The 18,704-nt window shown below is 71.3% G+C and carries 11 protein-coding genes; all 11 read right to left on the bottom strand.

The features are described 5' to 3' along the window. Positions 1-21: 21 nt before the first annotated feature. A complete protein-coding gene (locus tag ACWGSM_RS08335) occupies positions 22-1,422 on the bottom strand; it encodes an RDD family protein (RefSeq protein ID WP_452322452.1) in 1,401 nt (466 codons plus the stop codon). Further along, the gene (locus ACWGSM_RS08340) at positions 1,419-2,132 is read right to left on the bottom strand and encodes a hypothetical protein (RefSeq protein WP_452322453.1); all 714 of its coding nucleotides are present in this window, start codon (positions 2,130-2,132) and stop codon (positions 1,419-1,421) included. The genes ACWGSM_RS08335 and ACWGSM_RS08340 overlap by 4 nt, the downstream gene beginning before the upstream one ends. Then, positions 2,129-3,772, bottom strand: coding sequence for a serine/threonine-protein kinase (locus ACWGSM_RS08345; protein ID WP_452322454.1), 1,644 nt, complete (start codon positions 3,770-3,772; stop codon positions 2,129-2,131). The genes ACWGSM_RS08340 and ACWGSM_RS08345 overlap by 4 nt, the downstream gene beginning before the upstream one ends. After that, positions 3,769-5,106 (bottom strand): FHA domain-containing protein, encoded by a 1,338-nt coding sequence (locus ACWGSM_RS08350; protein ID WP_452322455.1) that lies wholly within the window; start codon positions 5,104-5,106, stop codon positions 3,769-3,771. Before ACWGSM_RS08350 ends, ACWGSM_RS08345 begins: the two co-directional genes overlap by 4 nt. After that, a complete protein-coding gene (locus ACWGSM_RS08355) occupies positions 5,103-5,912 on the bottom strand; it encodes a PP2C family protein-serine/threonine phosphatase (RefSeq protein ID WP_452322456.1) in 810 nt (269 codons plus the stop codon). The genes ACWGSM_RS08350 and ACWGSM_RS08355 overlap by 4 nt, the downstream gene beginning before the upstream one ends. Further along, positions 5,909-7,210: an RDD family protein gene (locus ACWGSM_RS08360; RefSeq protein ID WP_452322457.1), complete on the bottom strand. Its 1,302-nt coding sequence runs from the start codon at positions 7,208-7,210 to the stop codon at positions 5,909-5,911. Before ACWGSM_RS08360 ends, ACWGSM_RS08355 begins: the two co-directional genes overlap by 4 nt. Continuing rightward, positions 7,207-9,594 carry a transglutaminase domain-containing protein gene (locus ACWGSM_RS08365; protein ID WP_452322458.1) on the bottom strand — a complete coding sequence of 796 codons (2,388 nt, stop codon included), beginning with the start codon at positions 9,592-9,594 and terminating at the stop codon, positions 7,207-7,209. Before ACWGSM_RS08365 ends, ACWGSM_RS08360 begins: the two co-directional genes overlap by 4 nt. Beyond that, a complete protein-coding gene (locus tag ACWGSM_RS08370; protein WP_452322459.1) occupies positions 9,591-10,853 on the bottom strand; it encodes a DUF58 domain-containing protein in 1,263 nt (420 codons plus the stop codon). The genes ACWGSM_RS08365 and ACWGSM_RS08370 overlap by 4 nt, the downstream gene beginning before the upstream one ends. Next, complete coding sequence (locus ACWGSM_RS08375; protein WP_452322460.1) at positions 10,853-11,824, bottom strand: AAA family ATPase; 972 nt, start codon at positions 11,822-11,824, stop codon at positions 10,853-10,855. The genes ACWGSM_RS08370 and ACWGSM_RS08375 overlap by 1 nt, the downstream gene beginning before the upstream one ends. Before the next feature lie 59 nt (positions 11,825-11,883). Beyond that, positions 11,884-17,988 (bottom strand): Ig-like domain-containing protein, encoded by a 6,105-nt coding sequence (locus ACWGSM_RS08380; protein WP_452322461.1) that lies wholly within the window; start codon positions 17,986-17,988, stop codon positions 11,884-11,886. Between the two features lie 121 nt (positions 17,989-18,109). Beyond that, a complete protein-coding gene (locus tag ACWGSM_RS08385) occupies positions 18,110-18,703 on the bottom strand; it encodes a hypothetical protein (RefSeq protein ID WP_452322462.1) in 594 nt (197 codons plus the stop codon). Position 18,704: the final 1 nt, after the last annotated feature.

The raw sequence follows: 18,704 nt of genomic DNA on the forward strand, positions 1-18,704 counted from the left end.
GGTTCTCCTGGTTGTCGACTCTCATGCCCGCTCGACCGTCAGCGTGCGGTCGCCGAAGCGCACCACATCGCCGGTCTGCACGGGTGCCGGGTCGCCGGGCGTCAAGGGCAGCTCGGCGCCGTCGCGGGCGATGGCGCTGCCGTTCGTGGATCCGCGATCGATGACGAGCACCCCGCGTCGTGCGGGGAGGATCGCGAGGTGGGTCTTCGAGACGGATCGGGTGTCGTCAGCGACGGCGACGAGCTGCACGGCGCCCTCGCCGGCGACCGGCGCCGGCGCACGGCCGATCAGGGTGGCACCGCGCACCTCGATGCGGTTTCCGTCGTCGAGTCGCAGCACCGCGCGCACGGCCGGGGCCGCGGCTGCGGATGCTGCGGGGGCGGGCGCCACGGGCTGCGCGACCGGCGCAGCGGGTGCCGCCGCAGCGGCCGGCGCGGGCGCGGCAGGGGCGGGCGCGGCAGGGGCGGATGCTGCGGGGGCGGGCGCCTCGGTTGCCGCGGGGGCCGCGCCTCTCGAGGCGAAGGAATCGAGCAGCTGGCCGGCCACGAGAGGTGGCGGCACGGCATCCACCATTCCGCTCGGCGCGACAGCGGGGGCGAACGGCGCCGCGGGGGCGGGGGCCGCGGCTGCGGCAGGTGCCGCACCTGGCGCGGTGGGCTGGGACGACGTCATCCTGCGGTGCGCGCCGATCACCCCGCCCGACAGCCGTCCCGAGGGCGTGTACTCGGCAGGAGCGTCGCGCTCGACGGGCGTGGCGAGCGAGGGAAGCGCGGGCCCGCGCTCGTGCTCGGTGATCCGCACCGACTTGCGGGCGATGCGCATGCGCTTCACGTCGTACGGGTTCAGTCCGCGGCGCGCGTCGACCAGCCATGTCGCCCCCGCCTGGTCGAGCCAGCTGCGGCCGCGGCGCTCGGAGTCGAAGAACGGCGAGAGCGCCACCACGAGCAGCGGTCCGAGCAGCGGCAACAGGAACGACAGCGACAGCACCAGATAGCGCACGACCGCACCGCGCCAGAAGCCGGGGCGCTCGAGGGTGCGCGCGTTGACCGAACGCAGACCGAAGATGGCCTTGCCCGCGGTCACGCCCTTCCGCCCCAGCAGCACGAGCTGCAGCACGATGAACACGGTCGCGAGCACGTTGCCGACGGCGAGTGTGACGATCGGCCAGACCAGCGCGCCGGCGGACAGCATCGTCCCGACATCACCGGCGCCGCTGACGATCTCGACGAGCGCCGGCGTCGCCACCAGCATGGCCGGCAGGGCGAACAGCACGAGGATGAGCAGCTCGATCAGCGTGGCCATCGTCCGCCGCCCGAAAGGCGCAGGAAGCAGGCCGAGTGAGGCAGCGTAGGCGGGGTCGGGATGCCCGGCGGCGTCGAGTCCCTCGATCTGCTTCTCGCCGTCGTCGATCTCCCAGATCAATCCAGCTCTCCTTCGGGTTCGCTCTGGGGCGCGTCGAGCATGACGAGGTCTTCTCGCGTCACCAGTCGCGACGCGACCGCGTGCTCGACGAGCCGGGCGCGCCGGTTTGTGGCGAAGCTGCGCTGTCCGCCGCGCATGCCGGGCACGCCGATGCGGTCGAGCTTGTCGCACACGTTGTCGAGCTTGCGGTTGAAGCGCGTCACGGTCCAGCCCAGGCGCTCCGCCGCCTTCGATGAGCTGGGGATCTCGCTCATCCCCGTTCCGTCGCGACGCAGCTGCGGCTCGGCGAGGGCGAGGATGAGCAGCTTCTGGCTCTCGGTCAGCGGCACAGCGCCGATGGTCGACGCGCCGTCACCCTCGGTCTCGCGGCGGATCGCGCGGAACGCCGGCTCGGCGGAGTGCACGGTCATCTCGTACGTGGTGGGACCTGCGGTGAAGACGATCGTGGTGCGCTCGAACACCAGCGGCAGACGCGCACCCGGAGCCAGCCAGGCCTGCACGCCGCCGGCCGAGTCGGTGACGGTCGCCGAGAGGCGGCTGCCGATGTTCGTGAGCCACCACAGGCCGTCGTCGTGCGCGATCTCGAGGAAGTGCCGGTGCAGGAACAGGTTGTCGTCGAGTTCGAGGTCGCCCTCCCTGCCCACGGTGAACGCCGTCGATGTTTCGACGGGGAAGTACTCTCCTGCGAATTCCACGGTCACGGTGCTCATTCGACGCACCCCCTCACTTCCTGCGCGGATCGGCGATCGGCGCGCACCAGGCTGACGTCGATGCACGTGCGGCCGGGATGTGCCCCCTCGAGCGTCACCGTCGTCTTCTCGGTGGTCTGCGCCTGCATCGTGCCGTCGAGCGTCACCTCGGCCCAGATGTACGAGTCGCCCTCTTCCGGGCTGGGGTTGCTCCACGTGAACGTCACCGCGTCGCCGCTGCGCGTGCCGGTGAGGTCGTCGACCGGGGGGACGATGCCCGAGATGACGTCCTGCGGTGCGGGCTCTTCGTCGTCGGCCGGTGCGGCGCTGGGCCGTGCGGCCGTGCTGAGGCTGCCGCCCACCCAGATGCCGCCGCCGATCACGACGACGAGGGCGGCCGCCGCGGCCCACAGCCATGGGCCGACTCGCCGACGGCGCGGTGCCGCAGCCTCGTCGGCGGGCGCCGCGGCGGCGGTCTCCGCGGGGGCCTGCGGGGGAACGCCCGCCGCGCTCGGCGGGCTCGGGGTGAGGATCGTGGGCGGGCGCAGCAGGGTGCGCTCGTCGGCGTCGTCGGCGGGTGTCCCCGGCGCGGTCCCGCGCCGCACGGTGTGCTCGTCAGCGGTCTGCGGAGCGGGGGTGTCGAATCGTGGGACGCCGATCATCCCGCCGCCGGCGAGCCGAGGCTCGGTGGCCGCCGACGGGCGGGTCGCCGCCGGCGTGTCGGGGCTGATGGACTGCACTTCCCGCACGCGGGTGAGGCCGTCGTCGTCATCGCGCAGCTCGTCGGCCGACGGATGCTCGTCGACGATGTCGATCGGGGTGACGGAGTGCGCGAGTTCGATCTGCACCTTCTGCAGCGCCCGGGCGAAGGCCACCGCACTCGGATAGCGATCGTCGGGATTCTTCGCCATCGATCGCGCGAGTGTCGCCTGCAGGCTGCCCGGCGAGTCGGCACGTGCCAGCACGGGAACGGCCATGCGCTCGATGCGCTCGATGAGGTCGGCGCTCGTGTTGCGCTCCCCCGGACGCTCGAAGGGCGAGCGGCCGGCGAGCAGCGTGTACACCGTGGCGCCGAGGGCGTACACGTCGGTGCGCGGTCCGCTGCGCGGCGGCTCCGCGAACGACTCCGGCGGCGACCACGGGATCGACATGCCGGCCGCCTCGGTGACGGCGCCGGCCGTCGACGCGATCCCGAAGTCGGTGAGCGCGGGTCGGTTGTACTCGGTGACGAGGATGTTCGCCGGCTTGATGTCGCGGTGCAGCACCCCGGCGCGGTGCGCGGTCTCGACGGCTCCGGCGACCTGGATGCCCACGCGCAGCGCCTCGGCGACCGAGAACGGCTCGCGTCGCGCGCGCGCCTGCAGGTTCGGCCGCGGGCAGTACTCCATCACGAGGTACGGCCGGCCGTCGCCGGCGACCCCCGCCTGGTAGATCGTGACGATCGCGGGGTGGGTCGACAGCATGGCCATCACGTTCGCCTCGTCGGTGAACTCCTGCGCTGCCCCCGTCGTGATGCGGTCGGCGAGAAGCACCTTGACCGCCACCTTACGGCGCGGCATCTCCTGCTCGTACAGGAACACATCGGCGAACCCGCCTGCTCCCAGCGGCTGCAGGAATGTGAAGCCGGGCAGCTGCGGCGGAGGCGACGGCGTGCGATTCATGTGAGTCCCTCGAACGTGGCGGTGACGCCGTCGCCGAGGTCGACGACGTCGCCGCTGAGCACGAGTGTCGGCTCGCCGGGGTGCAGCCGCATCGGGTCGGCGCCCGGCCGCAGCAGCGTCGAGCCGTTCGTGGTGTGCAGATCGATGACGACCACGGAATCGCCCTCGGGACGGATCTCGAGGTGACTGCGCGAGATGTCCTGCTGCGGACTGTCGACGGCGACCAGGTGCGGCAGGTCGTCTCCGCTCGCGCGGGTGGCGCGCGGGCGACGGCCGATGATCACGATGCGATCGAGCGTGACGACCTGACCGGTCGACAGGCGGGCGGATCCGTGCGCGGCGACGGGGTTCTCGACGGCGGGCAGGATCTCCGTCGGAGTGTCCGGCCCGGCGGTCGCGGTCGCCTGCGGGGGCGCCTCGCCGGCCTCTTCGCGCATGCGTCGCAGCTCGGCGAGAGAGATCGTCGAACCGTCGTGGTCGCCCTCGAGCGCGGCAGGGGGTGCGGCGGGGCCCCTCGGCGCGGAGTGGACGGTGGCGTCGAGCGCGTCGTCGTCCGGCAGCGGGGGCGGGACGGGCGCGAAGGTGTACTCGGTGGGGATCAGCGTGGGGAACCCGGCATCCGCGCCCGACGCATCGTGCGCGACCGCGACCGGCATCGCCTCGGTCTCGGGGAGCCCAGCATCCTCCGCGCTCCTTTGTTCTGTCTCAGCTGCCGGCTCATCGGCGGGCGTCTCGTCGGCGGGCGGCTCGTCGGCCTGCACTTCGTCAGCCTGCGTCTCGCCGGCGGATGCCTCAGGAGCCGGCGCTTCCGCGGCGAGCACGCCGCCATCCTCACCTGTGAGCTCGGCCTGCACCGACTGTTCGGTGGCCACGGCGGCATCCTCGTCCGCCGTGGGCAGGCCCTCGGCGGGGAACGCGACCGACGACGCCAGCACCGTGCCCGATCGCACGTTGAGCGACGGGGTCGACCGCGCCGGCTCGAGCGACACGGCGAACGAGCGTGGGTGAGTGATGTACCGCTCGGTCCAGGTGCTGATCTCGGCCCCCGAGACGACCTCGTCGCCGTCCGTGCCACTCACGGCCACGGTGATGTCGCCGCGCACGGCGAAACGCGCGAAGCCCTCGCCGAGCAGAGCGACGGCGAACGAGCCGAGCGTCGATATGGTTCCGCCCGTCAGCACGTCGATGACCTCGGTCAGCTGCGGTGCGCCGTCGCGCATCATCGCGGTCAGGACTGCGATCCTCTCGGCCGGGGTGTCGCCCGGAACGGCGATCATCCCGTGCTGCTCCGCGATCACCTGCCAGCTGCCGGGTCGGTACGCGAACTGGTTCATCGAACCCCTCCATTCAATGATTCCCGCGGCCGGGTGTCGTCATCGACGTCCGAGAGCACGGTCGTGCCCGGCCGTGAAGCGACCGAGATGGCGTCGACGACGACGACGGTGACGTTGTCGCGGCCGCCGGCCTGCACCGCCTCGGCGGTGAGCTGCGCGGCCGCGCGCTGCGGGTCGGGCTCACCTCGCAGCACCTCGCAGATGCGCGCTTCGCCGATCTCGGATGTCAGGCCGTCGGAGCAGACGAGCATCCGGTCGCCGCGCTCGGCGGGGAACAGCCAGAAGTCGGCGTCGCCGGTGCTGCCGGCGCCGATCGCCCGCGTGATGATGTTGCGCCTCGCGTCGTGCGATGCGTCGTCCGGACTCAGCTCACCCGAATCGAGAAGCTCCTGGATGACCGAGTGGTCGACGGTGATGCGCTCCATCTCGCCGTCCGAGAACCGGTACGTGCGCGAGTCGCCGATGTTGACGGCGAGCCAGTACCCCAGGCCGTCCACCGACGAGATGACGACACCGCTGAGAGTCGTGCCCGCACGCGATTCGCCGGTCGTCGCGAGATGCTCGACCACCTGGCGGGCCCTGGCCAGCGTCTGGCGGACGTCATCGAGGCTGAGCGACTCCCGTCCGACGAGATTCGCGAACTCGTCGACGACGGCCGCGCTCGCGCGCTCCCCCGCCTCGTGACCGCCCATCCCGTCGGCGACGATGAAGACGGGGGCGGATGCCAGCTGAGCGTCCTCGTTGAGCACGCGGCGCCGGCCGGTGTGGGTCGCCGCGCCGGAGTTGACGAGCACGGGGGCGGTCATGCGAAGCCGCCGATCGTGAGGATCCGGTCGCCGATCTCGACGGCATCTCCCAGCCGCACCGGCACGCGCTGTCCGGGCGGGCATGCGATGCGCACGCCCTCGCGCACGACCACGGTGCCGTTGGTCGACTGCCGGTCCATGATCCAGCCGCCGGACGGCGCGGATGCCGCTTCGAAGTGAGTCTTCGACAGCGACAGGGTCTCGTCGCGCACGGCGACGACCACCGCCCCTGGCTCGTGCTCGGGGTTGCGCCCGAACACGGTGCGACCCGACACCGTCACACGCTGCCCGTCGTCCCAGGTGAACACGAGACGGTGGCCGGGGATGCTGATCCGCGTCGACTCCACGTCGTCGTCCGCGCGTGCGGATGCCGGGGCCACCGGAGCCACCGGAGCAGACTGCTCGAGTGGAGCAGACTGGCCGACCGGGGCGGGCTGCTCGACCGGGGCGGGCTGCGCGACCGGGCCGGACTGCGCGACCGGGGCGGACTGCGCGACCGGAGCAGGAGCCGGCGGCGCCGTCGGAGCCGCGGCTGCAGGCGGGCCGGGCTGCGTCACTCCGGGGACGAACGAGATCAGCGGATCGCCGCCGGACGCGTCGCTCCCTGGGCGAGGCGCGGCGACCGTCTGCTCCGCCGCCACGGCGTCCGCCGGCTGCGCGGAAGCCGCAGGGAACGGCCGGGGCGCGACGACCGTCTCGTCCACGGCATCCGGATGCCCGCTCGGCGCCGGCGCGGCAGGAGGCGTCGCGAAACCGGAGCGTGTGCCGACCGCCGGTGGACTCGGCAACGGCAGATCGGCGGCAGTCGTCGGCGCTGCGGCGTCGCGCGCGGGCACGGCCGCGGCATCCAGCATCACCGCCCCGCCGACCTTGTCATGCCAGCCCTGATAGCGGCCCGTCCCGTCGAACAGCGGTGAGAACATCCCCACCACGAACGCTCCGGTCACCGCGAACACGACGTTGCGCAGCAGCGCACGCCAGAAGGAGACCGGGGCGCGGCCGTCGGCCCCGACGAGACGGATGCGCTGCGCCCGCATGCCGATCGACCCGCGTCCGGTCTGCATGAGCGTGTAGACCACGAACCACGCGAGCATCAGAAGCCCGAACACGCCAGAGGCCACCGCCGCCGAGAGCATCGCACCGGCGGCCGACTCGGGGTTCTGCAGCGCGCCGACCGTCAGGGTCACGGTCACGACCACGGCCAGCACGGGCAGCACGCCGGCGATCAGCGCATCGATGATGTAGGCGATGACCCGTCGCGAGATCGGCGCCACATCGCCGAGGGGAATCGTCGTCATGGGGTCTCGCTCTCGGACGTCGGGCTGTTCTTGTCGATGTTGCCAGGTTCACGGCGCACGCGCGCGGCGGCCGCGTCCCTCAGCTCTTGGAGGCGTTCGCTCATCCGGCCGTTCCCGGTCAGCGAGCGCACGCTGAGTCGCGCCTTCATCCGACCCCAGAATGTGGTCGCGCCACGCATTCCGATCACCGCCTCGTCGACCTCGCGCCAGAACGCCTCGACCTCTTCGGCGGTCGGCTCGCCCGGTCCGAAGACCTGGCCGTCGGCCCGCTCGGCCAGCGCGGTGGCCGCCGGAACGGTGAGGGCGGATGCCACGACGCCGGCCTCTTCGACCCGAGTGCCGCCCGGCGGGATGCGCGCTCCGTGATCGATCGCGCGATCGGTCAGCTCGTCCCAGCCGCCGCCGATCCGATCGGAATGACGCTCGGCGTTGCGGCGCGCTCGGCGCCTGGCGGCCTTCCACGCCCCGATCACGATGAACGGCGATGCGAGCAGCAGCAGCACGCCGAGTGAGACGCCCGCGATCGCGAGGATCATGCCGATGATGCCGAGCACGTTCAGGCTGTCATCCTCCGGCTTGCGGTCGTCGGGCACCGTGGGAGGCAGGTCGACCGGCTCCTGCGGCGGGGGCGGCGGCTGCAGCACCTGCGGCTTCGGGTCGACGCGCGGCTTCGTGTTCTGGTCCTGAGGAACCTTGTCCTCGGGAGGGGTCGGGTCGAACGGGATCCATCCGAAGCCCTCGAAGGCGATCTCGACCCAGGCGTGCACGTCATCGCCGGTCGCGGCGAACACCGGCTCCTTCTTGCGATCGGCATCCGGGTAGTAGCCCATCACCACGCGCACGGGGATGCCGACCTCCTGCGCGGCCAGCGCCATCGCGACCGCGTACTGCTCGTCGTCGCCGATCATCTGGTCGCCGCCGAGCAGGGTGCTGATCCGCTCGGCGGTGTGGCCGGCGCGCGAGAGCACCTCACCCTCGAGCCCGTGGCTGAAGAACCCGCCGTCGGCGAAGTACGTCTCGAGCGCCCTGGCCTGCTCGATCGGGGTCTCGGCGTCGGTCACGATGTCGGCCGCCGTCGCCGAGAGATCCTCCGGCGAGTATGACGAGACCTTCTGCTTGATGTTCGCGAACTTCGCGTCCTTGAGCTGCTCGTCGCCGACCTTCGGCGCGATGATGGCGTCGACGGTGTACGCGTCGCCCTTCTTGAGCTTCGCGGTGACGACCGTGGTGTCGGTCGCCGGATTGCTGTATGCGCTGCGGCGCAGCTCGTCAGCGCGCGCGCTCTCGAACGTGACATCGTCGACGATCGTGGTGCCGGGCAGCCACACCCCCGAGTAGTCGGCGATCTCGAAGCGCAGCTGGGCGGGAACCCCCTCGGCTCCGACGGCCATATCGCTGCGCAGCGGCAGGAACGCGCTGGACGACCCCGGGCCGCCGTCGGTCACGTTGTAGACCACGCCGTCCCAGCCGTCCATCGCCGCCAGGCGCACCCGGCCGTCTTCGGGCAGGCCGGTCACGGTGAACAGCGTCTTGGTCTTCTGGTCGCGCACCGTCTTGCGGAAGCCCTGCATCGGGCTCGCGTAGTCGCGGATGTTGAACGGCGGGATGATCGCATCGCGGAAGACGTGGCGCGGCGCCGAATCGCTGACGACCGCGTTCACACCCGCACCGGCGCCCGCGGCGACGGCGACGACCGCCAGGCCGCCCACGAGCCGGCGGGTGCGCATGTACCTGGCACGAGCGGGATCCGCCTCGCTGACGTTCACCGCCGACGACTGCGGCGCCCACCACGAGCGCAGCGACAGCCAGCCGGCGGCGACGCCGGCGATCACGATGCCCTGCACGAGCGGGAAGGCGGCGGTCGGCACGCCGAGCGCGATCACCAGGAACAGCGCGCCGACGATCGGCAGCAGCGACCACGCCAGGTGACGCAGCCGCAACGCGAGCGACGCCGAGAGCACGCTCGCCACCAGGCCGATCAGGAAGGGCACGAGCAGGTGGCCGTCGGCGGCCGATACGGGGGCCACCGTGGTCAGCAGCTGCTTCCACGACGTCACCGCTCCCGTCGCGAGACCCACCAGGGTGTCGCCCGTGGGGATGACGCCGAGCAGTGCGGTGTGCGGCAGGGCGAGGGCGCCGCCGAAGAGGAAGTAGACGGCGACGGTCGCGCCGGTGACGATCAGGATGCCCCAGCCGCGCCACGCGCACACGGCGGCGACGGCGAGCCCGAGCACGACCCCGCCGATGGCGGCGAGCAGGAAGCTGGGACCGGCGAAGGTGGTCCAGAAGCCGACGAGCGCGGCGATCAGCAGCATCCCGACCGCGGCGATGTCGAGGATCCAGCCGCGACGCAGGCGGGACGAGACGGTCTTCGGAGCGGTCATGCGAGAACCCTCTGCAGCGCGGCGGGGAGCTGGTCGAGGGCTCCGACGGTCACGACATCCGCGTCGCCGATGCGGCGCAGCTCGGGACTGTCGAGACCCGATCGGGCGACGACGGCGAGTGCCCGCGCACCGAAGGGAAGCCGGGCGCAGGCGCGGCGCAGATCCTCGACGTCGACGGTGTCGCCGCATACGAGCACGACGACGCTGGCCAGCGGCATCGCGGCCGAGACCACGCCGGCGAGCTCGGCGATGCCGCCCTCGCGCGCCTTGGACTGCTCGACGGTCGAGAGCGAGTCGAGCAGCTGCTTTCCGGTGCCGGATGCCAGCTCGCGGCCCTGCACGCGCACGTCGACGCGCTGCGAGTCCTGCAGCGCGCGCAGGCCGATCGAGCCGGCGATCGAGACGCCGAGCTCGAACTCGTCGTCGTCGCGGTAGTCGCCACGCGAACGCGAGAGCCCGATCACGAAGTGCGACCGGCGCGTCTCCTCGAACTGACGCACCATCATGGTGCCGGTGCGCGCCGTCGAGCGCCAGTGCACGTGCCGCAGGTCGTCGCCCGGCTGGTACTCGAGCAGAGCGTGGAACGACACGTCGTCGCGCGAGAGGTCGGCGGCCGGGAGACCCTCGAGGTCGCGCAGGAAGCCGAGCGACTGCCCGCCGAACAGCACCGTCCGGGGATGCACGAACAGGTCGACGGGGTCGTCACGGCGGTGGGCCCGTTCGAACACGCCCAGGGGGTCGCCGCGCACCACGCTCACCGGCCCCACCTCGACCACGCCGCGGCGCTGCGTGGGGATGGCGAACAGCTCTTCGGCGCTCTGACCGGCGGCGAGCCGCTGGATCGAGAACTCGCCGCGGCCGGCGCCGACGGGCAGCACCACGCGCGACGGGAGGATCGCCCTGGTGCCGCGGTTCTCGAGCTTCAACGCGCCGATCGCGCGTTCGCCGACGACGACCCGGGTGCGTGCGAGGTCGAGCGACACGTCGTACTGCGTGCGGCCGATGAGGAACAGCCCGCAGATCACCAGTACGAACGCGATCACCCAGGCGGCGACGACCAGCTCACGCCAGCCCTGCGCGGCGCCGACGATCCAGAACAGCAGCGTGAGTGCCATCAGCATCCATCCGAGCGGACGCACGAGGCGCGCGACGACCCGAAGTCGCTGCAGCGCACGCCCGCCGAGCACAGCGGCGACATCCCGCCAGCCCGCCTGCTGCCCTGCGGAGGCCCTCCCCTCCGCCACCGTCGACTGCGACATCAGACCGCGGCGCGCGCCTGGGGAGCTGCCACGTTCTCGAGAACGCGGCCGATCACGCTGTCGGCCGTCGTACCGGCGAACTCCGCCTCGGCATCCAGCAGCAGACGGTGCTGCCAGACGGGACGGGCGAGTGCCTTGATGTCGTCCGGCAGGACGTAGTGCCGGCCATGAGCTGCGGCCCACACCTTCGCGATGCGGATCATCGCGATCGCCCCGCGCACCGACACGCCCAGGCGGATGGCGGAGTCGGCGCGCGTCGCCTCGGCGAGCTCGGCCGTGTAGCGCAGCACCGCGGGCTCGACATGCACGCTGGCGCCCAGATCGGCCATATCGGCGACCGCGCTGGTGGTGATCACCGCGGCCAGCCCGGCCGAGGAGTTGCGCTGCGAGGCGCCGGCCAGGATCCGCTCGGTGACCTCCAGGTCGGGGTACCCGATCGACGTCTTGATCAGGAAGCGGTCGAGCTGGGCCTCGGGGAGCTTGTACGTTCCGGCCTGCTCGACGGGGTTCTGCGTGGCGATGACGAGGAACGGGCGTCCGGCCTCGTGGGTCACGCCGTCGACGGTGACCCGCGACTCCTCCATGACCTCGAGCAGCGCCGACTGGGTCTTCGGAGACGCGCGGTTGATCTCGTCGGCGAGCACGATCGACGCGAAGATCGGTCCCTTGTGGAACTCGAAGCGGTGCTCGCGCTGGTCGTAGATCGTCACGCCGGTGACGTCGGAGGGCAGCAGGTCGGGCGTGAACTGGATGCGCGAGCTGGTGCCCTGCACGGTCGCGGCCAGCGCCTTCGCCAGGCTGGTCTTGCCCGTGCCCGGTGCGTCCTCGAGCAGCACGTGCCCCTCGGCGAGCATCGCGGCGACGACGAGGCCGACGATCTCGCTCTTGCCCTGCAGTGCCTTGTCGACGTTCTCGACGAGGCGGTGGAAGGTGCCCTGGAACCAGGCTGCCTGTTCGGGGGTCATGCTCATCTGAAGTGTCTTCCTGTCTGTGTCCTGAAGTGCGGGCGCACGAAGCGAAGCCGCATCGGCTAGCCGAACGTCCCGTACGCGTTGCCCGGATCGCCGCCGATGATCCTGACTCGCTTGTCGGTGCTGTATCCGTTGTAGCAATTGATCTGAACGCTGTCGCCGGAGGGGATCCTCACCGGGTACCCGGCGTTGTTGCCCGTGTAGTCGTTGCCGGCCCAGCATTCGATGTTGTAGTCGCCGGCCTTGAAGTACTGGTTGGTCGTCAGCTTGAAGCGATGGCAGGTCCCGCCGCCACCGACCACCGTGCATCCGGACACCGCCGGACCGGGCGAGAGCCACGCCTTCGGAGTGGTGTCGGGCTTGGGGCCCGAGGTCGCACTGTACGTGGGCGATTCCGCGGAACCGCCCTCCGAGGCGGTCGCCCGCACCCGGATGGTGTGCTGCGTGCTGTACGTGTCGCCGACGATCTTGCTGCCGCTCTTGGCGACCTGCTGCCAGCCGCCGCCGTCCACGCTGATGTACGTGGTGATGGGTCGGCCGTTGTCAGACCCTCCGGCGTTCCAGCTGACCTCCACCGAACGGTCGCCCGATCTGGTCGCGTTCCCGGTCGGCGCGAACGGCGCACCGAACGGGGTCACGGAGTTCGACGCGGTCGACGGCCCGGTGTTGGACTGCTGCCCGCCGACCACGGAGTAGGCACGCACGCGCACCGTGGAGGGTGTGCCGTTGTTGGCCGGGATGTTCGAGCGCCCGTCCCAGGCCTGCCACGCCTGCGCGTTCAGCTGGTACTGGTAGCGCATCTCGCCCTCGGAGGCGCCGTTGCGGGCGGCGTCCGTCATGGTGAATCCGACGGCGATGGCGCGATCCTTCGGCGTCGCCGTCACGCTCGACGGTGCGCCGGGCTGGCCGAAAGCGCGCTGCGGCGCGGATCGCGGACCCAGCTGGCCCCACTGCGGAGCCTTGTTCTTCGCGCGCACCGCGTACGTGTAGTCGGCGGTGCTGGTGGGCACCCGCACCGTCTGCGAGGTCGCCGTGCCCGTCGCCGTCCGCGACACCTCGGCGCCGCCCCGGTACGTCACGAGCTCGTACTGCTCGATGGGCGCGCCGTTCGTGTCGGGCTGATCCCAGCTGACGGTCATCTGCGCTTCGGAGCCGACCGACGGAGCGCTGCTGACGCGGGGCGCTGCGACGGCGGCCGGGGGGCCCGCAGGAATCTCGGGCGCTGAGTACATACTCCAGCCAGAGGGGTCGGGAGCCCGGTTGTGCGCCTGGATGCGCACGGTGTAGTTCGTGCCGTTCTCGAGTCCCTCCCAGCGCAGGGAGTTGCCGGACACGCCGGTCTTCTGTCCCATCCCCGACGGCGGGGTGGGGGAGATCTCGAGCGTGTACGACTCGACCGGCGAGCCGCTCGATGTCGGCGTCGTCCACGTCACGTCGAGTGCGCGGTCTCCGAACTTCAGCTTGGGCGGCAGTGGCGTGTCGGGGCGGGTGTCGGGACGCGCGACCCCGGATGCCGGTGATGCCGGCCCGTCACCGACGCGGTTCGTCGCCGTCACCGCGAAGGTGTACTCGACGTTGTTGGTGAGTCCGTCGAGGGTGCACGTCGTCGACGTGCAGGTCTTCGTGTACGGGTTGCCCGAGACCGACTTCACGGTGTACCCCGAGATGTCGGCGCCGTTGTTCGAGGGCGCCGACCAGTTGAGCACGACCGTGCGGTCCTCGACGGCTGTCACCGTGGGCCGGCCGGGCGCATCGGGGACGCCCTGCACGGTCACCGTGATGCGGCCGTCGACCTCTCGGTCGGGATCCTTGGTGGCGTCCTGGACGCGGTACCGCACGACCATCACGCCGACGAACGACTTGCTCGACGTGACCGCGACCCCCTCGCCGGCGACCTTGGCCTGCCCCTCGCCGCTCTCGACGGTCGCCGAGAGGATCTTGAGGGCCTTGCCCTCGGCCTGGAACGGGTTGATGTCGTTGGCCAGGGCCGGCACGGTGATCGTCTCGCCCTGGTCGGCCTCGTCGACCGAGTCGGGGCTCGCGACGGCGAGCGAGCGTGTCGACGCGGTCACGGCCACCTGCACCGTGCCCTGCACGGGTTCGGTGGTGCCGTCGGTCACGCTGATGCCGATCGTGGCCGTCGTGCCCTTGGGCGTCTCGGAGCCGGTCTCGGCGTAGAGGGTGCTGCCGTCGATGCGCGCATCGATGCCCTTGCCCGGCTTAGACGTCACCGAGAAGCGCAGCTTGCCGTTGTCCTTGGGATCGGGATCCGTCGCCAGGCCGGCCAGGTCGAGCGCGGTCGCCTTCTCACCCGGTGCGATCTGCATCTCGGCGCTGCTCAGCGTCGGCGGCTGGTTGTCGGGCGGCAGCACGGTGATGGGGATGGTCAGCGTGGACTTGCGCCCGTTCGGGTCTTCCGGCCCGTCGCCGTCGGTCACTTCGAACGTCAGCGCGTCCTCGCCGAAGAAGCGGTCCTTCGAGGTGTACACCAGGGTCGTGGTGTCCTTGATGAGCGAATCGCCGTTCGCGAACGAGGCGCTCACCTTCGACGCCTCCGTCAGGCGCACACTGCCGCCGCCGGCGACGACGACGTACTTGTCGAGCGGGATCTCCTTGGTCTCGCCGCTCTTCACCTCGAGCGGCTTGGTGGACTTCAGCCGCGGGCGCAGCTCATTCAGCGCGGGAACGAAGATGAAGGCCGACGAGCTGAGCTCGTCCTGGTCGGTGATCACGTAGCGCAGCAGCTGACGCTGCTCCCCCACCGTCACGCGGACCTTGCCGTCGCCGAGCATCCGGGCGCCGTCCTCGAGCGTCACGTCGACGCCTTCGATGGTGCCGTCGGGATCCTCGTCGTTGCGGAGGATGTCGAGATCGACGGTGAGATCCTCTTCGACGTCCTCGACCTGCACGCGGTCGTCGCGCGCGATCGGGTTCATCAGCGGGACGTCTTCGTCGACCTTCACGAAGATCGCGGCGGTCGCCCGTGCGCCCTTCGCATCGCTGATCGTGTACTGCAGCGAGGTCTCCATGGCCTTGTCCGGCACGGTGACGATGATCCGGTCACCGGAGATCTTGGCCGACATCCCCTCCACGTCGGGCGGCAGCGTCAGGCCCGACTTGATCAGACCGATCTGATCGCCCTCGGGATCGGAGTCGTTCGCGAGCACGGGCACGGCCACGGAGCGACCGGGCCGCACCACGACCGAGTCGTTCACCGCGTACGGGGCCTGGTTGGTGGCCTCGGGCGGAGCGATGCCCACGCGGATGGTCGCGCGCCCCTCTGCCCCGAGGCGGTCGCGCACGCGGTAGCTGAGGGTGTCGACGCCCTTCGCGTCGTCGTACGCCTCGTATGTCAGGTAGTTCGCACCCTGCTCGACGATGCGGCCCTTGGCGGGTGCGCTGTCGACCCCGATCAGTTCGACCGAGTCGCCATCGGCGTCGAGGCCGTCGAGCGGTACGGGGATGTTGATCTTCGACCCCGCGAGCGTGCGGGCCGTCAGGTCGCGCGGACGCGGCGCGGCGTTGGTGCCGTCCTCGTCGACCGGCAGCACCTGCACGGCGATGTGCGCTCCGGCCTTCTGGCCGCGGGAGTCCACGGCCTCGTAGGTGAGGTAGACGGTGCCCGGCTTCTCGCTCGCACGGAAGCGCACGGCATCCTGCGAGACGAACGCCTCCCCGTCTTCGGGTTCGACCAGCGGCTCGACCAGGTCGGGAGCGACGTGCATCTTGTCGCCGCTCGGGTGGACGTCGTTGTCGAGAACCGGGATCGTCACGACGTCACCGGCACGCACGACGGCCTCGTCGTCCTTGGCGACCGGGGCGAGCAGCTTGGTCGGCGCGGGGATCGGGATGACGACCACGTCGGCCTCCGCCGACGCGCTGCCGTTCGAGATCCGGTAGGTGATGCGCACCGGCTCGTCGAGACCTCCCTGATCGCTGATGCGCAGCGTCTCGTGGTTGAGGACTGAGACGTTGAGCCCGCTGCTGGGCGGGACCGTGACGGACTGGACGACCAGCACACCGCCGGCCGGATCGCTGTCGTTGCCCAGCACGCCGACGAGCGCCTCGCTGCCGCTGGTCAGCATGGCGACGTCGCGCACCGCGACGGGTGGCAGCTCGCTCTGCTGCTTGTCGAGCACGTCGACCCGCACGATGCCCTTCGCCGGCTTCGGGCCGGCGGTCGCCAGGTACTGCACGTAGTAGGTGCCGGCCGCCTGCGCCTTGAACGTGAACTTGCGGTTGGCGTAGTCGCGATCGAGCTCCGCGCCGGGGGTGTCCTCGACGCGGGCGAGGCGCAGCTGCTCGCGACCCGAGCTCGTGTCGTTGGCCAGCGGTGAGACGGTCACCGACTCGCCCACGCGGGTGACCACGTGGTCGGCGTTGGTGACCGGGTTGGTCGAGCCCTCAGGCTTGACATCGAGCAGGATCTTGCCTTCGGTGCCCTTGCCCATGGCATCCGACACGATGACGAGGATCTCCTTGCGACCCTGCAGGCTGGCCACTGCGCGGTAGGTGATCCTGCCGTCGCTGGTGAACTCGACCTCGTCGCCGTCCGCCGCGACCACGCCGCTCAGATACAGGTCGTCGCCGTCGGGGTCGCTCCAGTCGGGCAGCACGTTGTACGAGACGGTACCGCCGGTCTCGACGGCGAGCTTGCTGGCCCGCTTCGCTCGCGGTGCGCCGTTGGTCTCCTCGTCGTGCACCGAGACGGTGACGATCGCCGTGTCCTTGCCGCCGCGACCGTCGTCGATCTCGTACTCGAACGACGCCGTGCCCGTCGCGTCGTCGGGGACGGAGATCTGCAGGGCAGCGCCGTTGAGGATCGGACGCACCTCGCCCACCGACGGCTGCTTGCCCACCAGCGACGCGACCAGCACGTCGCCGTCGGGATCGTTGTCGTTGTCGAGCACGGGCAGCAGGGTCGTGCCGCCCGGACGCACACCGAGGTCAGGATCGTCCTCCGCCGTCGGAGGCGTGTTCTCCTCCTTGCGGTCGGGCAGCGAGGTCTCGACCGTCTCCTGCGTGGTGTTCTCGTCGTCTTCGCTGTCGCCCTCCGGCGGAACCAGCACGCTCCAGTCGTCGACGCGCTGCAGGCTCTTGTTCGCAAGCCACGCCGCGCCGCCGATGATGTCGTTGAGCACGATCACATCACGGTTCACGCGGAAGGTCAGCGCTGCGGCATCCTCCGCGCCGGGGATGGTCTCCTTCACGTCGAGGGAGTCGCCGGAGCAGTCCCGGATGAAAGTCGCCGAAACCGCCCACGCACCGTAGGTGCAGCCGCGCAGCTGCACCGGGACGGCGGGGTTGCCGGTGCCGTCGGCCTGCGTCTCGACCGGCTCGCCGCCGTCGAGCGGCACCTGCACGAGCGCGGTGGGCGTGGCGAGGGCGACGGCCTCGGACTGCGCAGACGCCTGCTGCAGCACGGCGTCGGCGGCCTGATCGATCTCGGTGCGGAACCCGCCCGGTGTGGTCAGGATGCCGGCCGCGGCATCGAGCACGATCGGCGTCGAGCCCACGGCGGTGATGCTCGGCGTCTTGCTGATGTCGATCTCGCCGACCGACCGGGAGGTCGGCTCCTGCGGGAGTCCGTCCGGGTCGACGGGGACTTCGACGACCTCGCCGCGTTCACCCGACAGGGCGAACACGGTGCCGTCGCGGCCGACCGTCACATCGGCACCCTTGCCGAGCTCGGCCGTCGGATCCGCTCCCTTGATATCGAACCCCGACAGCGCCTTCGCCGCGGTCACCCACAGATCTCCCGACTTCTGGTCGAGGATCGCCACGGTCTTCGCCCCGAGCGCGACCTTGGCGCTGCCCGGCACCGATGCGCTGTCGCTCAGCGCCATCCGCGCGGGGTCGACGGCGGTGAGCGTGCTCGCACCTCTGTCGGCCACCAGCACGGTCCCGCCGTCCTGCAGGATGTCGTACTCGTCGCTCGCCGCGCGCATGCCGCCGTCGAGCACCGTGGATTCGTGGTTGAAGTGCCCCACGAGGAAGCTCGACGACTTCGTGAGCCAGACGCCGGCATCGTTGAGGTCGACCTTCGTGGTGGGCAGTCCGTCGTACGCCATCGCCATGGTCGTCAGTGCCACCGCACCGATCGCCACACCGGCGATCGATGCCGCGGTCTTCGGTCGAGACCGCACCCACGACAGTGCCCTCATGCATTTCCCCCGGAATCACAGCTGGTCCGCCCCGCGTCACCGTGGGGCGGGCATACGTGTTCATCCTAACTCGGGCGTGTCCCGGCTCCCCATGGGGAGAGATCCCCATGGGGAGCCGGAGTCAGCCCAGCAGCGCGAGTGCCAGGCCGCCGAGCCCCGCCACGGAGACGACGCAGGAGACGACGACCGCGGTCACCGCGATGAGGCCCGTCCGCCGGTCGCGGCGCACGACCGAGGCCCGAACGGCGCCGCTGTCGCGCGTCGGCGCCGCTCCGCCGACGATCGCCGGCGGCCGGCGCGGCACGATCGGCGCGGGACGCGGCTTGTAGATCGCGGGGGTGGTCTCCGTCGGGCTTCGCCGGGGCGGTGCGGCGACCGTGTCCACGGTCGACAGGTCGGCTTCGGAGTGCGGATGCCGAGACCGGACGATGACCGTGTCGGCGGTCGACGGGTCGGTCCCGGATCCCTCGGGCGCGGCGTGCGCCGGCGCTCGGCGGTCGATCACCACGGTGCGCTCGTCGGCGTCACCGCGGTCGATCACCACGGTGCGCTCGTGCACGTCACCGCGGTCGATCACCACCGTGTGCTCGTCGAGCGGGTCTTCTTCCGACAGCGCGGCGGCGGCCCCGGCCTCGCGCGGGTCGGCGTCGCGTCCGCGACGCGCGCGGCGGGTCAGCCCTCCGGCCGTCGCGGAGCCGGGATCGTGTTCGCCCATG

It is taken from the genome of Microbacterium sp. NPDC055521 (genome assembly GCF_053619695.1).